The 16684-nt window shown below is 46.9% G+C and carries 11 protein-coding genes; all 11 read left to right on the top strand.

Features of this window, described 5'->3' with window-relative positions:
• Positions 1-78: 78 nt before the first annotated feature.
• Positions 79-3183, top strand: a complete 3105-nt coding sequence (locus ACK8P8_RS12945) for an efflux RND transporter permease subunit (RefSeq protein ID WP_186974672.1) — start codon at positions 79-81, stop codon at positions 3181-3183.
• A gap of 17 nt (positions 3184-3200) precedes the next feature.
• Positions 3201-4388 (top strand): TolC family protein, encoded by a 1188-nt coding sequence (locus ACK8P8_RS12940; protein WP_186974673.1) that lies wholly within the window; start codon positions 3201-3203, stop codon positions 4386-4388.
• Between the two features lie 112 nt (positions 4389-4500).
• The gene (locus ACK8P8_RS12935; RefSeq protein WP_186974674.1) at positions 4501-5067 is read left to right on the top strand and encodes a sigma-70 family RNA polymerase sigma factor; all 567 of its coding nucleotides are present in this window, start codon (positions 4501-4503) and stop codon (positions 5065-5067) included.
• A gap of 91 nt (positions 5068-5158) precedes the next feature.
• Entirely contained in the window at positions 5159-6322 is a 1164-nt protein-coding gene (locus tag ACK8P8_RS12930) for a FecR family protein (protein ID WP_186974675.1), read from the top strand.
• 80 nt (positions 6323-6402) lie between these two features.
• Positions 6403-9885, top strand: coding sequence for a SusC/RagA family TonB-linked outer membrane protein (locus tag ACK8P8_RS12925; protein WP_410025967.1), 3483 nt, complete (start codon positions 6403-6405; stop codon positions 9883-9885).
• 4 nt (positions 9886-9889) lie between these two features.
• Positions 9890-11518 carry a RagB/SusD family nutrient uptake outer membrane protein gene (locus ACK8P8_RS12920; RefSeq protein ID WP_255469378.1) on the top strand — a complete coding sequence of 543 codons (1629 nt, stop codon included), beginning with the start codon at positions 9890-9892 and terminating at the stop codon, positions 11516-11518.
• Between the two features lie 10 nt (positions 11519-11528).
• Positions 11529-12158 carry a fasciclin domain-containing protein gene (locus ACK8P8_RS12915; RefSeq protein WP_099291084.1) on the top strand — a complete coding sequence of 210 codons (630 nt, stop codon included), beginning with the start codon at positions 11529-11531 and terminating at the stop codon, positions 12156-12158.
• 21 nt (positions 12159-12179) lie between these two features.
• Positions 12180-12608 (top strand): hypothetical protein, encoded by a 429-nt coding sequence (locus tag ACK8P8_RS12910; protein ID WP_099291837.1) that lies wholly within the window; start codon positions 12180-12182, stop codon positions 12606-12608.
• Positions 12609-12623: 15 nt separating this feature from the next.
• On the top strand, positions 12624-13904 hold the full coding sequence (locus tag ACK8P8_RS12905) for a thioredoxin family protein (RefSeq protein WP_227216914.1): 1281 nt from the start codon (positions 12624-12626) through the stop codon (positions 13902-13904).
• 450 nt (positions 13905-14354) lie between these two features.
• Positions 14355-14915, top strand: a complete 561-nt coding sequence (locus ACK8P8_RS12900) for an RNA polymerase sigma-70 factor (protein ID WP_303178476.1) — start codon at positions 14355-14357, stop codon at positions 14913-14915.
• Positions 14916-15446: 531 nt separating this feature from the next.
• Positions 15447-16589 (top strand): FecR family protein, encoded by a 1143-nt coding sequence (locus tag ACK8P8_RS12895; RefSeq protein WP_369859670.1) that lies wholly within the window; start codon positions 15447-15449, stop codon positions 16587-16589.
• Positions 16590-16684: the final 95 nt, after the last annotated feature.

The raw sequence follows: 16684 nt of genomic DNA, 5'->3' as shown, positions 1-16684 counted from the left end.
GCGTTATCAATTGTCTACAAGAGGAGTTAGAGAGGGAAATTCTTAAATCTAAAATTTAAAATCATAAATTAATTTCGGATGTTAAATAAGATCATACAATATTCATTACACAACCGACTGGTGGTAATGATCGCGTCGATTGTCCTGCTTTTGTGGGGTTCTTACACGGCGCACAAAATGGAAGTGGACGTATTTCCGGACTTGAATGCCCCGACAGTGGTAGTCATGACCGAGGCACAGGGTATGGCACCCGAAGAAGTAGAACGGATGGTAACCTTCCCCATCGAAACAGCGGTAAACGGAGCAACCGACGTGCGCAGCGTGAGATCATCCTCCACGACAGGATTCTCCGTCGTGTGGGTGCAATTCGACTGGGGCACCAATATATACACTGCACGACAAATTGTTTCCGAAAAACTATCTACCCTCGGAGATGCCCTTCCGGGTAACGTGGGAAGTCCCACTCTCGGTCCGCAATCCTCCATCTTGGGAGAAATGATGATTTTCGGATTGACCTCCGACACGACCTCTTTACAGGACTTGCGTACCATTGCCGACTGGACAATCCGTCCCCGCCTGCTCTCCACGGGGGGCGTGGCACAGGTAACCGTTATCGGCGGCGATATCAAAGAGTACCAAATACTTCTCGATCCTGCCCGTATGAAACACTACGGCATCACCATGGACGAAGTACTGGCCGTGGTGGACAACATGAACCAGAACTCCACGGGAGGTATCCTCTACGAGTACGGTAACGAGTACATCGTGCAAGGCATTCTCGCGACTGACAATGTTGAGGAACTCGGCAAAGGAGTCGTGAAAACAGTAGACAATATACCTGTCCTTTTATCGGACATCGCCACGGTACAAATCGGGCAAAAAGAACCCAAACTGGGACTGGCATCCGAAAAGGGACATCCTGCCGTGTTAATCACAATCACTAAACAACCTAATTCCAACACCTTGGAATTAACGGACAAACTGGACAACGCCATCTCGGAATTGCAAAAGACATTGCCCTCGGACGTGCAAATCTCTTCCGACATTTTCCGTCAATCCCGTTTTATCGAGAGTTCAATCTCCAACATACAGAAAGCCCTATTCGAGGGGGCAATCTTCGTGATTATCGTACTCTTCTTCTTCTTGATGAACGTACGTACCACCATTATATCGCTGGTAGCATTGCCCTTGTCATTACTCGTGGCAATTCTAACCTTACACGCCTTGGGATTAACCATCAACACGATGAGTTTGGGAGGACTCGCCATAGCCATCGGATCCTTGGTCGATGATGCCATTGTCGATGTAGAAAACGTGTATAAACGACTGCGGGAAAATCAACAAAGACCGATGGGCGAACGTCTTTCTTCCCTAAAAATCGTGTTCGAGGCATCCAAAGAAGTACGTATGCCCATTCTGAACTCCACGCTAATCATCGTGGCTTGCTTCTTGCCCCTGTTCTTCCTTTCCGGCATGGAAGGACGCATGTTGATACCGCTGGGAATCGCTTTCATCGTGGCACTTTTCGCTTCCACGGTAGTAGCTTTGACCTTAACCCCGGTATTATGCAGCTATATCCTCACCACCCCGAAAGCATTGAAAAAAAGCGAGAAGGAACCCATTGTTTCCCGCACGCTGAAAAAATGGTATAAAAAAGCCTTGGAATGGGCTCTCCGCCACAAGAAAGTGGTTATCGGAACCAGTGCCGCCCTGTTAATCTTCACGATCATCATCATGACCGGATTGGGACGTAGCTTCCTGCCCCCGTTCAACGAGGGGTCGCTCACCATCAATACCAGCACCATGCCGGGTATCTCACTGGAAGAATCCGACAAGATGGGACGGATGGCAGAAGAAATATTACTGGGTATCCCGGAAATACAGACTGTTGCCCGCAAGACCGGACGTGCCGAATTGGATGAACACGCCTTGGGAGTCAACGTATCGGAAATCGAAGCTCCTTTCGAACTTGACAAACGCTCCCGGGAAGAATTTCTTGCCGACGTGCGCGAGCAATTGGGTAAACTACAAGGCATGAACATTGAAATCGGGCAACCGATCTCCCACCGTATCGACGCCATGTTGTCCGGAACGAAAGCAAACATAGCCATTAAGCTATTCGGTAACGATTTGAACAAACTGTACACCATCGGGGGGCAAATCAAAGACGCCATTCAAGGCATCGACGGCATCGCCGATCTGACTCTGGAACAACAAATCGAGCGCCCGCAACTACAAATCAAACCGAAACGGGATATGCTCGCCAAATACGGCATTACCTTGCCCGAATTCTCCGAGTTCATCAACGTGGCACTCTCCGGTAGAGTCATATCCCAAGTGTACGAGGGCGGTCGGGTATTCGACCTCACCGTGAAAGTACACGACAACAACCGGGTAAACATGGAAGAAATCGGTAACTTGATGATTGACGCCAACGGACAAAAAGTACCGCTCCACTACGTGGCTGAAATACTCCCTTCCGTGGGACCGAACACCATCAGCCGGGAAAACGTGCAACGAAAAATAGTCGTATCCGCCAACGTGGCAGGACGTGACTTGAACGGTGTCGTGAAAGATATCCAAAAAACAGTAGACGAACAAATCTCCCTGCCCGAAGGCTATCACGTGGAATACGGCGGTCAATTCGAGAGTGAACAAGCGGCTTCACGTACCTTGTTCCTTACCTCATTGATCTCTATCATGTTGATATTCCTGTTATTGTTCAACGAATTTCACAGTATGCCCTTATCCGGAATCATCATGCTGAACTTGCCCTTGGCTATCATCGGAGGAATCATCAGCATCTGGTTCACCTCGGGAATCATCAGCATTCCCGCTATTATCGGGTTCATCTCGTTATTCGGTATTGCCACCCGCAACGGAATCCTGCTCGTGTCGCACTACAACCACCTGCGGGAACAAGGTTTTTCATTATACGAGAGTGTTATTCACGGCTCTCTCGATCGGTTGAACCCGATTCTGATGACAGCCTTAACCTCCGCCTTGGCATTGATTCCGCTTGCAGTCGGGGGAGACCTTCCGGGCAATGAAATCCAAAGCCCGCTGGCTCAAGTTATCTTGGGAGGATTATTAAGCTCCACCTTGTTGAACGGCTTCGTGGTTCCGATCATGTACATATTGCTTAACCACAAGCAAAAAAATATCGAAAACTTGGAAGCGTAACCTTTGAAACAAACAATATGAATACATATAAATTATACATATTAAGCATCATGCTGTTGGGCATCCTCTCCGCGAGGGCCCAAAGCAGCATTGACGAGGTTCTGAAAAGCGTCGAGAACAACAACAAATCGTTGCAAGCCAACGTAAAGATGACCGACGCCCAAAAACTGGAATCTCAAACCGGCAAATTTCTGGCTAACCCGACATTCGAGTGGGAACAAATGTGGGGCAATCGGAATAACCCCGGTTCGGAATATTCATTCACGGTAAAACAATCGTTGGACTTTCCCAACACGTATGCGAATAAGAACAAAATCGCCGCGTTAAAGTCCGGTACATTCGACCTTCAATTTGCGGCTTACCGTCAACAACTTCTTCTGACGGCAAAACAAACCTGCATCGAGATCGTTTATCTCCGCAAACAAAAAGTCCTGCTGGACGAACGATTAAGTAATGCCGAGTCCATGTTTACCCTCTATCAAAAACGGTTAGCATCAGGAGACGCCAACCAATTGGAATTAAATAAAATCCAATTGGAATTACTCAACGCCCAGAACCAAAGCCGCTTGAATCAAGCCGCACTGAACGCCGCGTTGGAACAACTGCAAAACTTGAACGGCGGTAACCCGATCCCGTTCCAAAACACGGAATACCCGACAGGGGAAAGCTTAATCGACTTCGAGCAATTGCAAGCCGATTTCATCGCCGCCGATCCGAACTTGAAAGGCTTAGCCGAAGAGCAAGAGATTGCCAAACGGGAAGTGAAACTCAACCGCTCCCTCTCCTTGCCCAAATTCGACGTCGGTTACAAACGTAGCGCCTCATCAGGTAACGTCGCGTCCAACGGTTTCGTCGTGGGAGTATCCATCCCCCTTTTCGAAAACAAAAACACCGTCAAAAAAGCCAAAGCCCAAGCAGAATTCGCCACAGCCTCTCTCGAAGACAACCGGCTGAATCTTCGCACCAGCCTGCAACAACTCTACCATCAGGCAGAAGCCTTGCAGATCTCCCGTGAAGACTACGCCAAAGTCCTTGAACAACAGCGCAACGTGGAACTGCTCAACAAAGCCCTCAACGCCGGACAACTCTCCGTGATCGACTATTTCGTCGAACTCACCACTTTCTACGACAGCCAACAAAGCTATCTGGACGTGGAAAAAGAATACCACAACATTTTGGCTCAATTGTATCAATACAAACTATAGAGCACAGGAAACTCAACTAAAACAAGGAGGAATTCAGCAAGGTTGAATTCTTCCTTATTTTATATTCTGAATTTTATTATCTACCTTTGAGGAAAATAAAATAAGGAACTACATGCAAATCGCGGACACGGATATCCTCAATACATTCAAACAGAATGTCAATAAAGGAGGAAGTCTCCTCTTTCGGCGTTATTATAGACCTCTTATTCTATTTTCCAACTCCCTACTCAATGATGATACTTTCTCAGAAGATATCGTACAAGACGTTTTTTACCATTTCATCAACACCCATGCATACACCCGCGTCACCCCGGACACGTTAGCCGCGTTTCTCTTCCGGGCCGTGCGCAACCTCTGTGTAAACAAAATTCGAAATACCCGCGAATACACCTATGCCGAACTTCTCTCGTTCGAAGCCACCGAGGAAGAAGCTATAACGTTCTCCCCCGAACTCGTCGAGGCTATCCGCGAAGCTATCCGCCAATTACCTGAAAGAACCCGTGCCGTTATTCTCTCCATTATCGTGGAAAAGAAAAAATACAAAGAAACAGCGGAGTCCTTAAACGTTTCCGTCAATACAGTCAAAACCCTTCTCAATCATGGACTGCAACAACTTCGCCGGCAATTTCCCGACCCGGCAATATTCCTTTTCATGCAATTCCGACAATCCTGTTTATAAGCAAGATATAACTTTTTCAAAAAAAAAACGAAGAAATACATTCACCCATTTTCACTTTTCTACTATTATCTTATAGACAGAAACCAAAGCTATGATGACAATAGAAGAAAAACGTACACGAATACATGACTACCTGACCGGAACCATGGATGAAGAAAAACAGCAAGCATTCAATCATTGGTTAAAAAAAGACGAAGAAGCACAACTACTCTTCCGGGAAGAAGTCCGAAAATTCAGGCGTGTCGAATGGGCTGAACGGTGGGATCAGGTAAACGACATGCAAGCGGAAAAACGAACCATGCAACGAATCCGCTCCCGAAGATTACAAAGATTACAGGTTCGCTACGCGGCAGCAGCTATCGTATTCATAGCCATCGGGATAACCACATGGTGGTGGTCAACAGCGAAACAGGAAGTCCGTCGTCCGGTAACAATACCTTTGACAAGCCGGCAAATGCCGGTATTAACCCTAAATAACGGGGAAGAAATCATTCTTCCCCTTGGTGATTCCACAACACTGCGTTCCGATGAAATAGATATCCGGCTGACCGATTTCGGGCGACTAGAGTACACGAACAAAACAAATAACGACAAAAAACAGATACGTTACAACAAATTGACCGTCCCTTATGGTTGCGAATTTAACGTAATGTTATCAGACGGTAGCCGAGTGTGGCTGAACGCGGGAAGCTCGTTACGGTATCCCGAAGTTTTTAGTGGCGAAATGCGGGAAGTATTTCTGGAAGGAGAAGGTTATTTTGAAGTAGAACGAGATGAACAAATCCCTTTTATCGTACAGACAAAAGAAATGAACGTACAGGTACTAGGTACAAGTTTCAATATACGTGCCTACGAGGACGATCAAAACGTAATTACCACACTCGTGACAGGCAAGGTCATACAACACTATCCGGGTATCGACACAAGCCTCGTGTTAACACCTTCCCTTCAAGCAGTGTTTAACCCGGAAAGCGGTTCATTGTCGGTTCAAAAAGTGAAAGTTCACACGGTACTCGCTTGGCACAATGGAAGAATCGCCATCAGTGATGCCCGTCTGGAAGACATTTTCAAAGAACTCTCCCGCTGGTATGATTTCGAGGTAATCTACTCGGATCCGTCATTAAAAGATGTTCGCTTTTACTTGCACTCTAATCGCTATGCAGAAATAGAGGGTGTACTGAAACACCTTCAAGCAACTTGCGGTGTACGATTCACTTATGTCGGAAAAACAATTTACGTGTTAGATAAAAAGTAAAGGGATGTCCCCACATCCCCTTACACGTTAGTAACTCCACGATACTAACGAAATGTTAATTAAAATAGTAGAACAAAGTTATGAAACAAAAACCAAAAATTCAACAAACGCTAAGAGAAATGAAATTATTAGCGTTATTTACACTTTTGGGCTTGTGTTCCGTCCGCGCGGTAGCACACGGACAGGAAACACGCATCGATTTACAGATGTCAGGCGTAACCCTGAGCGAAGTATTTCAACAAATCGAAGAGTTGACGGACTACATGTTCGTGTACAAGAGCGAAGACATACGTGCCGCGGGCAAAGTGAACGTGAACGCTCGCCAAATGATGGTAAAAGACGTGCTGGCACATTGCCTGCAAGGAACCGGATTAATATTTTCATTCCAAGATAACGTGATTGCCATCAAGCAAAAACTCGCGGATGAAAAAAAATCCGTGACAATAAAAGGATTTGTAACAGACGGCCAAGCCGTTCCGCTTCCGGGAGTAACCGTGAGAGTCGCCGGAACCACCGTGGGAACCGCCACGAACGTAAACGGTTGGTTCTCGATCACCTTGCCGATGACAAGCGGAGCTCTGGAATTTTCGTTCGTGGGATACCGGAAACAATCCGTGCCTTTTACCGAAAAGACAGACACGATACGCGTCAAACTCGAGGAAGACGTTGCCGATCTGGACGAAGTTGTCGTGCGGGCCTACGGTTCCCAAAACAAACGGGAAATGATCTCGGCCATATCTTCCGTGAAAGCGGATGAAATGAAAGAACTTCCGTCTGCAAGCATCACGAACATGTTGCAGGGACGTCTGGCAGGAGTCAACATTATCCAGCAATCGGGAGCCCCCGGCAGTGCCTCGGTTATCGCCGTGCGAGGCTTCAACTCCCTGCTCGTGGACGGAGCCAGCGACGGGCAACCGCTTTGGGTAGTTGATGGAGTACCCATGCACTCGTTCGTTTCTCCGGTAACAGGAACCAATACACTGGCAGACCTCGACCCGAGCATGATCGAATCCGTCGAAGTATTGAAAGACGCGGCTGCAGCCTCTATCTACGGTTCCCGTGCGGGCAACGGGGTCATTCTGGTAACCACTAAAAAAGGAAAAGCCGGGGCGGCAAAATTCGCTGCCAACATATCCTACACTTGGTCTAAAGTCATGGAATACCCCGTGCAAACCGGGGGACGCATGGATCGTTACCTGCAACTTTTAAACCGAAGAAACCAAACAAACTATTACATGGTATTCGGGGTAAACAGAGGCTTCTACTGGCCTACCTCCTACGAGGAAATCTGGAATAAAGCCGGCGTGTACGACGCTTTTTGGCAAAACGGACAGACGTCAAACGTTCGGGTAGAAATGAACCTGCAGGACAGCTTGGACCCTTACTACAACAATTGCACCAACTGGTGGAAATACGCCTTCCGCACGGGAAAAGTCCTGAATGCCAACATTCAGGCTTCGGGCGGTTCCGACAAATTCCAGTACATGATCGGAGCCGGGATCTATGACGAGAAAGGTATCATGGTCAATAGCGGTTATACCCGGGGCAACCTCATATCCAACACGACCGCTCAACTCACTCAAAGCCTGCGTTTAGACTCTCGTATCTATCTGGCATACGTCGACAGAACCATGAACAAATCGGGCAGCGGAAGCAGCCGCTACGAGAAAATGAGCGTCGTCCCCGAACAAATGAAAACTTATGAAGGAGCCAGCGACGAAATCGTCAGTGAATGGCTGGACGCGACCAAGGGCATCAAGGACAGAACTGACGACTACCGGGCTATGGCCAGCCTTTTCCTTGAATACAAATTCCTCAAAGGATTCAGCCTCTCCGCGTCCGGTAGTATAGACTACTCCCAAAACAACATGAACAAATTTACGCCCAGCACTCTGGACGAATCCTATCACGAAAACAAATCTCAAGGAGATATCATGCGTAACTTAATGATCTCCACGGAAGAACTGTTCAAATACAACCGCAGCTTCAACGAAATCCACAACATTGACATCATGCTCGGTTTAAACATCAATAAAGAACAAAACCATTACATCGGGGGATACGGGAAACGCGGCAGCAGCGACAACGTCAACTACTACGACCCCTCGATCAACTCCCCGATTTACAATTACGGGACAGAACAAAGTCCGAGATGGGAATCAACTACCAGTTATGAATCCGACTTCGAAGAAAAAGTAATGGTCAGCTACTTCGGGCGTATCGGCTACAACTTCAAACAGCGCTACTTGATGGAATTTACCTTCCGCCGCGACGGCTCATCCACATTCGGTGAAGGCAATCGTTGGGCAAACTTTCCCTCCATTGCCTTGGGATGGAGCTTCTCGGAGGAACCATTTATAAAACGCTGGACAGGCAATTGGTTAAACTGGGGAAAACTTCGGGGAAGTTACGGAACCTCCGGACAAATATTCTCGGATGCATACCTCGCCCACGGCTTGATGAGAGCCAACATGACCTCCTTCCAGTTCCGCACGGGCGTCTACACGGGTACACCTGTGGCACCGGATTTGACTTGGGAAAAAACCGAACAATACGACTTGGGATTAGACCTCGATATGTTCAACTACCGCGTCAACCTGAAACTGGACTATTACTACAAATATACCAGTTCATTAATCATGAACGTCGGGTTACCCGGGGGATTCCTTCCCGTGAGCTCCCGCAAAGAAAATGCTATTGCCGTTTCCAACGAAGGTATCGAACTTGAAATACTGGCAGACATCCTGCGCGATCGAGCCGTAACATGGCGCACGAGATTCAACGTGGCTAAAGTATGGAACCGCTTGGAAGACTCTTACAGCGACAAAGACATCTCCATCCTGCGCAACAACCAACAAGACTGGTTTGTCATCGGTCGTCCGCTATTCGGGATGATGGTGTACAAACACAACGGCTTCTATAACTCGGATGATGAAGTACCCGTCTACTACAAGATAAACGGAGACGCCACCTACATCGGCGGAGTCACCAATCGCAGCAAGACAAGCGGCAAAGTCGGGGACTACAACCTAGCGGACTTCGATCATGACGGCTCGGCTGACAAATACAACGCAGGCTCACCCCTCCCTATCGCTTACGGGGGCTGGGTAAACGAACTTAAATGGAAAAACTTCGACATCAACATGTTATTCAGCTTCACGTTAGGCAGAAAAGTCATTCGCACCGCAGGCAACCAACTCTACGCCAATATCCCGCAAGCCTTCTTCGACAGTCGGGACGTGACCTTTTGGACTGCTCCCGGGGACAAGGCGGATTTCCCGAAATACGGCAAAATAATAGAGCCCATGCTGGATAGCAACATCGAAAAAGTACACTCCCTAAGTATGCGTCAATTAACCGTGGGTTACAATTTCGAAGACAACTGGATACGCAAAGCCGGACTCTCCGGTATGCGCTTCTTCATGACCGTGGAAAATCTATTCTGCTGGAGCAACTATTCATACGGCAACCCGGAAACCATCGACGTTTACACGGGATTGGACGACGGCAAATCATACCCTCTGCCGCGAAAATGGACATTAGGTTTAACCCTTAATTTTTAATCTGATGATGAAACAATTCTGTATTATATTAGCCATCGTGTTGGGGCTCAACAGTTGCACGGACTTAATCGACGTTCAACCGGAAAACGCGACCACATATACCAACTACTTCCAGACACGCCAAGACGCCGAAGCCCTGTTGACCGAACTGCTGCTTCGCCTGCGCAACGGAGAATCCAACAGGTTAGGTCTGGGCTTGATTATCGACGAAGATAGCCGCTACCAATCCATGCGCAACATGGCAACGGGACTCACGGCTGACGGAAGCTCCGTCTATCGGTTGATCTATCAAGCAAGCCTGATCATTGAAAACGCTCACCGTTTCCAAATCCCGGAAGAAGAACTGAAACCCTACCTGTTACAAGCCTACTTCGCTAACGCCGTCGGGTATTGGCGACTGGCACGGGATTACGGGGAAATGGTTATTCTCCGCTCAACCACGGACTTCACCCCTCTCGCTAAAAGTTCCCAAAAAGAACTCCTTGACGAAGCTGAAAAATGGGCTCTGAAAGCGATGGACCTTCCCGTGTACGATGAACTGGCAGGTCTGGATGGCCCGATCATCAAAAACTACGGGAGCAAAGGAGCCGCGGCAGCCTTGTTAGCTCACCTGTACGCTTGGAGAGCCGGCGTGGCAAACGAACCCGAATACTGGGCTAAAGCGGAAGAATACTGCACGATGATTATCGACCAAAAAGTAGGTTCCTACCAGTTGGCCATCAACCCCGAATCAGTCGTGCTGGACGTCATGAAAGGCAATAACCGCGAAAACATCTGGGAACTCGAAAACAACGCACAGGAAAGCAGATACTTAACAAACAACTTCGTCGGCTTCCCCATCATTACCTCCTCCGGCTATGCCCCCGTCGGGGGATACAGTTACGGGTGTAAAATCCACAAAACAACCGTGAACAACATGTATTCCCGGAACGACCAACGCCGTGAAGCCTACTTCTACGGTTTGGATGCCGACTTCCTCTACCTGAAAAATGTAAACGGCAACATCGTGGCAGATACCTCGCGCAAGGATGGCGACAACATCGTGAAGAGCTACGATAACAAAACGATTAAACAAGCCTTCATCTATAAATTCAGGTATCCCTACTTCCATGTCACCGACAACACCCCCGAACCGCAATATCGCGGTCTGAATCAAAACGAAATCGTCTGGCGCCTTGGAGGAATCTACCTGTTGCGTGCGGAATGTCGCGCCCGCCAAAACAAACCCGACGCCGTGGACGACCTCAACCTGATCCGTCGCCGGGCATACGGTAACATGACCGCCTCCGGAGGAATCGTCGATGCGGCCAAAGAGAGCGAATACGCCTATCCCTGTGCCGAAGACGTGGAAAAAGGATTGGCAAACAACATTCAGTTAGCCATCTTCCGGGAAAGAGAAAAAGAACTATTCCAAGAGAACCATCGCTTCTACGATATCGTGCGCAACGGCTACTGCTTCTTGCACGATAAAGACAGTTACGACTACATCCGGAAAGAACTGCCCGCCGCCTTCTCGTACTTGACGGACAAAGACATCGAGGACGGGGCTTTATTCTCGGAAGTATCCTCCAACTTCTTCACGAACAACGACCTGATGAGACAGAATCTATTTTGGAACAGATATAACCAATAATCTTACAAGCATGAAACTCAATATATTAATAGTATTAATAATATTCGCGGGAGCAACCTCCTGCACGAAAGACAACTTCTACTACTCCGGAATCAGCGACGGTCGGCATGAAGGCAAAAACATGCTGGAATACATGCAGGCACACCCTTACGACTGGGATTCCACGCGGGTAATGATCCACCACGCCGGCGACGACATGGTCAAATTATTCGAGGGTAAAGACGAGCGGCACAAAGAATTCACTTTCTTCGGGATGACCAACCATTCCATCCGCCGTTATCTACTGCAACACAACCTGAAACAAGTCAGCGATCTGGATGCCGAGTGGTGCCGCACCATCCTCTTGAAGCACTTGATCGACGGTAAACTCTACCGTAAAGAAATCCCCGCGGGTGAACCGGGCTTGTATGAAACCGTCGGTACCGGAGGAACAACCCTCACCACGCTAGCCGGAACCAAAATCTGGACTTACGTCGTGGTAGAAGAAAAAAACGGAGTGGTACAACACGCCTCCCGTCCCATCTACATCCGCTTCGAGGAATCCGGACGGCTGCTGCAAGTTGTTTCCGGGGACATCGAACCGGATAACTGTCTGGTTCACGCCTTGGATTACAGATTCACGATAGGAGAAGAAGAATAAAACATGACAAAAAACAATACTATGAAAAAAATAATACTATTCGCCGGAATACTATTAACGATAGCCCTATCCTGCCACGAGAAAACGGAAGGATACCTCATCACGAAAAACGCCGCCTACGTCCCGGACACCATGTACGTTTACAAAACACCCGATCCCGTGACCGATGCCTTGAGAATACAGAACAAAGCCCCGTGGGTAAGCATTGCCATGCAAGGATACGAGGGAACGGAGGAAATCTATTTCACCATAGAATCCGTCACCTCCACCCTCGGCACGGAAGCCATTAAAACATTCCGTGACGAAATATCCATCCGGGGCGGCGGAATCTTGGAATATCCCTTGGAAAACAACGCGCAACCGGGAGCCTACACCATATCCGTGCGCCTGACAAACCCGGGATACAGCCAAGTTGTAGAAAACGCGATAACTGTCATCATCGTAGAATAAATCAAATAAAAAATCATGCTAGTAAAAAAGTTTTTAATCCTAATCCTTTGTTGCCTCGGGACATTAACCTCCCGGGCAGAAGGCATCAACTTTTTCAACGGCAACTTGCAAGACGCCTTGAAAAAAGCCAAAAGTGAAAATAAACTCGTGTTCGTGGACTTCATGGCAACGTGGTGCGGCCCGTGCAAGACACTCGCCACCAAAGTATTCCCGGACAAAGAAATCGGCGACTACTTCAACGCCCGTTTCGTGTGCGTGCAAATCGACGTGGATAAGGAAAAAGACCTTGCCCGCAAATACCGGATTCAAGCCATGCCCACCCTCGTGTTCATGGACAACAACGGGAAAGCCGTCACCCGGGTAACGGGAGCCGCCTCCAAAACCCGCTTGCTGCAAAAAGCCAAGGAAGCCACGGGAGAACTCCCCGCTTTCGACGAATTGTGGAACATGCACAAGAAAAACAAAAACGACGTGAACGTCATGCAGCAAATCCTGCATGAAGCGCCTTATATCATACAGGAACGCCGGGGACAAGGTTGGGAAGCCCGAGTCAAGAAAGTATTCGAACAATACATGCAAACCAAACCCCGAGAAGACCTCTTGAATCCCACCGATTTCACCATCATCATGGGATATTCCGAAATGGAGAAAAACAACGAGCACGTGGAATTTGTCATCAGTCACCTGAACGACTACTTGAAAATCATGCCCTTCCGCCGTGTAGCCAACCCGATGTTCAGCTACACCATGAGCCTGATCAACAAACTGGCCAAGGAAAACGACCTCGATTACAAGAAAGAGATCGCACGCGCGGACGGGGACATGAAAGTCATCTTCGATTCGTTACGTCACAGCACGTATTCCCCCGTTGAATTCCTGACAATTTTAGGCGATGCCTACAACGCACTTTACGGTCACAAGGATCAAGCAACCTATGTCCAACTCATTGACAACTATCTCACGCGAACGGGAGACAACGTCATGTTGCAGGAATACCAAAGTTTCATATCCGATTTATTAGCGGCAACCAAAGGGGATTTGAGCGACGACGCTGCCCGTACCGTACTGAAATGGCTGAACGCTTACTTGACTCTCGGTCAAAAAGCCGGAGAACAGCTTCAACCTCAAAATCTATTCTGGTACTACCTGACAAGCGGCGACTGCCTCGTCACTTTAAAGGAAATCACCAAAGCAAAAGAGGCTTACACACAAGCCTACATGCTGTCCATGCAATCGGGAAACCCCAACCTGCAAGCCCAAGTAAAACAAAAGTTAGACGCTATAAACGAGAAATAAACAAGCAACACGCGGAACTAACCACCCGCGACGAGCCAGCCAAGTGACAAAACTCCGGCTGGCTCGTTTTATTCTTAATACCGATATTTACGGGTTATCAACCACCACTATTTAGGAACCTTAAGCGTAACTTTACCTATTCCGAATAGCAACAGAATTATCCCCGTATAATCCTGATCCAGATAGACAAAGAGAGGTAGCAATAAACGAACGTTTAATGATAGTGGATTTTACGGCAATCGAAAGATTTTACCTCTGAAAAGGTAATATTGTTAATCTATTGATTTCCATGAAAATGAAAGAATCAACAATATCATTTTCTCTTTGATAGATTTTGATTAATTTTGCATTTAATAAACGTTGGATTAATAAGCTTCAATCAACAAGCTATACCGCTCATATACGGTACTATTGATACTTATAAATCCTCTATAATTATAAGGATGCTTTATGCCGAGGGGAAGTAAACATATACATTTTACGAACGGGGAAAGTATTATATTCGACGAATATTTTAGAAGTAATTTCAACAAATTCGTGGCTTTCACCTCTCGTTTTCTCGTTGATACTCAGCAAGGAGAAGACGTGGTACAAGATACATTCGTGCAGATGTGGGAAACGGCAGACCTAACTTTCGAATCGGAACCGGCACTTTCCGCTTACATGTATCGCATGATACGCAACCGTATTTTGAATGACCTGAAACATTTAAAAATACAGGAAAAATACAATGAACGAATGCGCAGGGAAATGGAGAGTGAAAGTTTTCTCGTGAAATCCGTGTGGGATGAAGAAACCCGCCATTTACTTTACAAGGCCATAGACACGCTTACCCCGCAATGCAAAGAAGTGATCCGTTACCACTTGGAAGGGAAAAAGAACCAAGAGATAGCGGAACTTATGGAGATTAGCATCGTGACTGTAAAATCCCACAAAATGGTTGCTTACAGACAACTACGAGAAAGTTTATCCAAAATCATATTCTGTCTTTTCCTCACGTCCCTGCACTAATCACGAACAAACCGACCAAGAACAATCAACATATCCCTCTGGTTTTAAGTCGTTTCCAAAATATAATCATACCGAATACATGTTGAAGAAATACATGAATCAATGATGAATCTCGTATCAATTCCGGTGCAGTAGTACTTGAAAAGTTATTTATACCCTTTTAATGAGCTATTAAAACGCTATTATAGTATAGGGTTTTAATAGCGCTTTAATAGGGTTCTAATAGCGTTTTACACGGAAGTAAAGCGGAATTCATATGAAATTCATACAGAATTTATTTAGAAATAATATAGGTTCTCACCTCATCAAATCAATGTTTTCCAACCATAGGACATAGGACAGAAACCAATAAAAATCAATCCATTACACCAAATTCTATATTTTCACATCAACAGCAATACTGGCAATCAATTCATCACGAAACAATAACTATTGAAAAAATATTTCAAAAAAAACTCATACCCTTCCAAAATTTAGTTGTTCTATAGTCAAACGGGAGCATCAGATTAACCTCCCCATGAAAAAAGACCTATGGAGAAACTGGAAAAATATATCAAAATGTGCCGCTTGGCTATCAAACGACGACTTACTCAAACCGACAAACAAGAAGAGGAAAAGTTGGACGCTTGGCTACGGGAGAGCGAGGAAAATCGTGAACTTTACCATTCAACCGATTATATCGATCTGGCAGAACTCAACGATTATTACTCTAAAACAGACGTAGAATATCAATTATCCCGCTTTCACAAAGGCCGTAAACGTACTACACGTTCCATTGTTTGGCGTTGGAGTGCGGCAGCAGCCATCCTTCTGGTGGGAGGTTTATCATTATACATGATGAACAAGACGGAACCGGTCATGATTTCGTCCATGAAACCACTCCCCGCGGGGGTGAGCCTCGTGTTGTCGGACGGACGTCAAGTTGACCTCTCGACACCCTGTCACCCCGACACCGTCGAGATGGGAACAGCCATCGCCAATATACAGCAAAATACACTCATTTATACCCCATCCGACACGTCACGTGAAGTCAAGTTCAATACATTGATCGTTCCCAGGGGAACCTCCTTTCACCTTGTATTGAGTGACGGCACACGGGTATGGCTGAATGCCGACAGTAAAATCACGTACCCGGTTGCTTTCACCGGTAACACGCGGGAGGTGCGTTTAGAGGGAGAAGCTTTTTTTGACGTGAAAAAGAACGGGCAGGCACCCTTCACCGTAAATACCGACCGACTGAAAGTGCGTGTACTAGGCACGAAGTTTAACGTGAATACCTTCGCCGATGCCGGCTATGTTTCGGCAGCTTTGGTGGAAGGTGCGGTAGAAGTCTCCGGAATGACAGGAGAACCTTGTCGACTGGTACCGGGACAAGTGGCAATGATCGACACGATCGGTAAAATCCGAATCACGAATACAGAACTAAAAGCCTATACCGCATGGATCGATGATATGTTCTGTTTCAGAAACGCTCCCCTGTCGGAAATTCTGAAACAAGTAGAACGTTACTATAACGTGAAAGTCATTTATGACGCGGGGTACCGGGAAGAATATTACACGGGTGATATCTATCGTAACAAACCGTTACAAACTTTGTTGGATGTACTGGAGATGACCATTCCCGTGAAATTTGAATTGCTTGATCAAGTTGTACATATAAGAAGGAAAGGATAGGTCGGTTGCAGACTAAATCCGTGAGGAAAAAATGTCTAACGCAAAAAGAAGAAAAAGAAGAATACAAACATTACTAAACCTTTATTGACAAAGAA

The organism is Butyricimonas muris, assembly GCF_046365375.1.
Classification (GTDB): domain Bacteria; phylum Bacteroidota; class Bacteroidia; order Bacteroidales; family Marinifilaceae; genus Butyricimonas; species Butyricimonas muris.
The sequence above is the reverse complement of the archived record's forward strand: the minus strand, read 5'-3'. Positions and strand labels throughout refer to the sequence as shown.

Bases quoted from the DNA above. Each gene is read 5' to 3' on its own strand.
- ACK8P8_RS12945 (WP_186974672.1), top strand. From the start codon at position 79: ATGTTAAATAAGATCATACAATATTCATTACACAACCGACTGGTGGTA.
- ACK8P8_RS12940 (WP_186974673.1), top strand. From the start codon at position 3,201: ATGAATACATATAAATTATACATATTAAGCATCATGCTGTTGGGCATC.
- ACK8P8_RS12935 (WP_186974674.1), top strand. From the start codon at position 4,501: ATGCAAATCGCGGACACGGATATCCTCAATACATTCAAACAGAATGTC.
- ACK8P8_RS12930 (WP_186974675.1), top strand. From the start codon at position 5,159: ATGATGACAATAGAAGAAAAACGTACACGAATACATGACTACCTGACC.
- ACK8P8_RS12925 (WP_410025967.1), top strand. From the start codon at position 6,403: ATGAAACAAAAACCAAAAATTCAACAAACGCTAAGAGAAATGAAATTA.
- ACK8P8_RS12920 (WP_255469378.1), top strand. From the start codon at position 9,890: ATGATGAAACAATTCTGTATTATATTAGCCATCGTGTTGGGGCTCAAC.
- ACK8P8_RS12915 (WP_099291084.1), top strand. From the start codon at position 11,529: ATGAAACTCAATATATTAATAGTATTAATAATATTCGCGGGAGCAACC.
- ACK8P8_RS12910 (WP_099291837.1), top strand. From the start codon at position 12,180: ATGAAAAAAATAATACTATTCGCCGGAATACTATTAACGATAGCCCTA.
- ACK8P8_RS12905 (WP_227216914.1), top strand. From the start codon at position 12,624: ATGCTAGTAAAAAAGTTTTTAATCCTAATCCTTTGTTGCCTCGGGACA.
- ACK8P8_RS12900 (WP_303178476.1), top strand. From the start codon at position 14,355: ATGCCGAGGGGAAGTAAACATATACATTTTACGAACGGGGAAAGTATT.
- ACK8P8_RS12895 (WP_369859670.1), top strand. From the start codon at position 15,447: ATGGAGAAACTGGAAAAATATATCAAAATGTGCCGCTTGGCTATCAAA.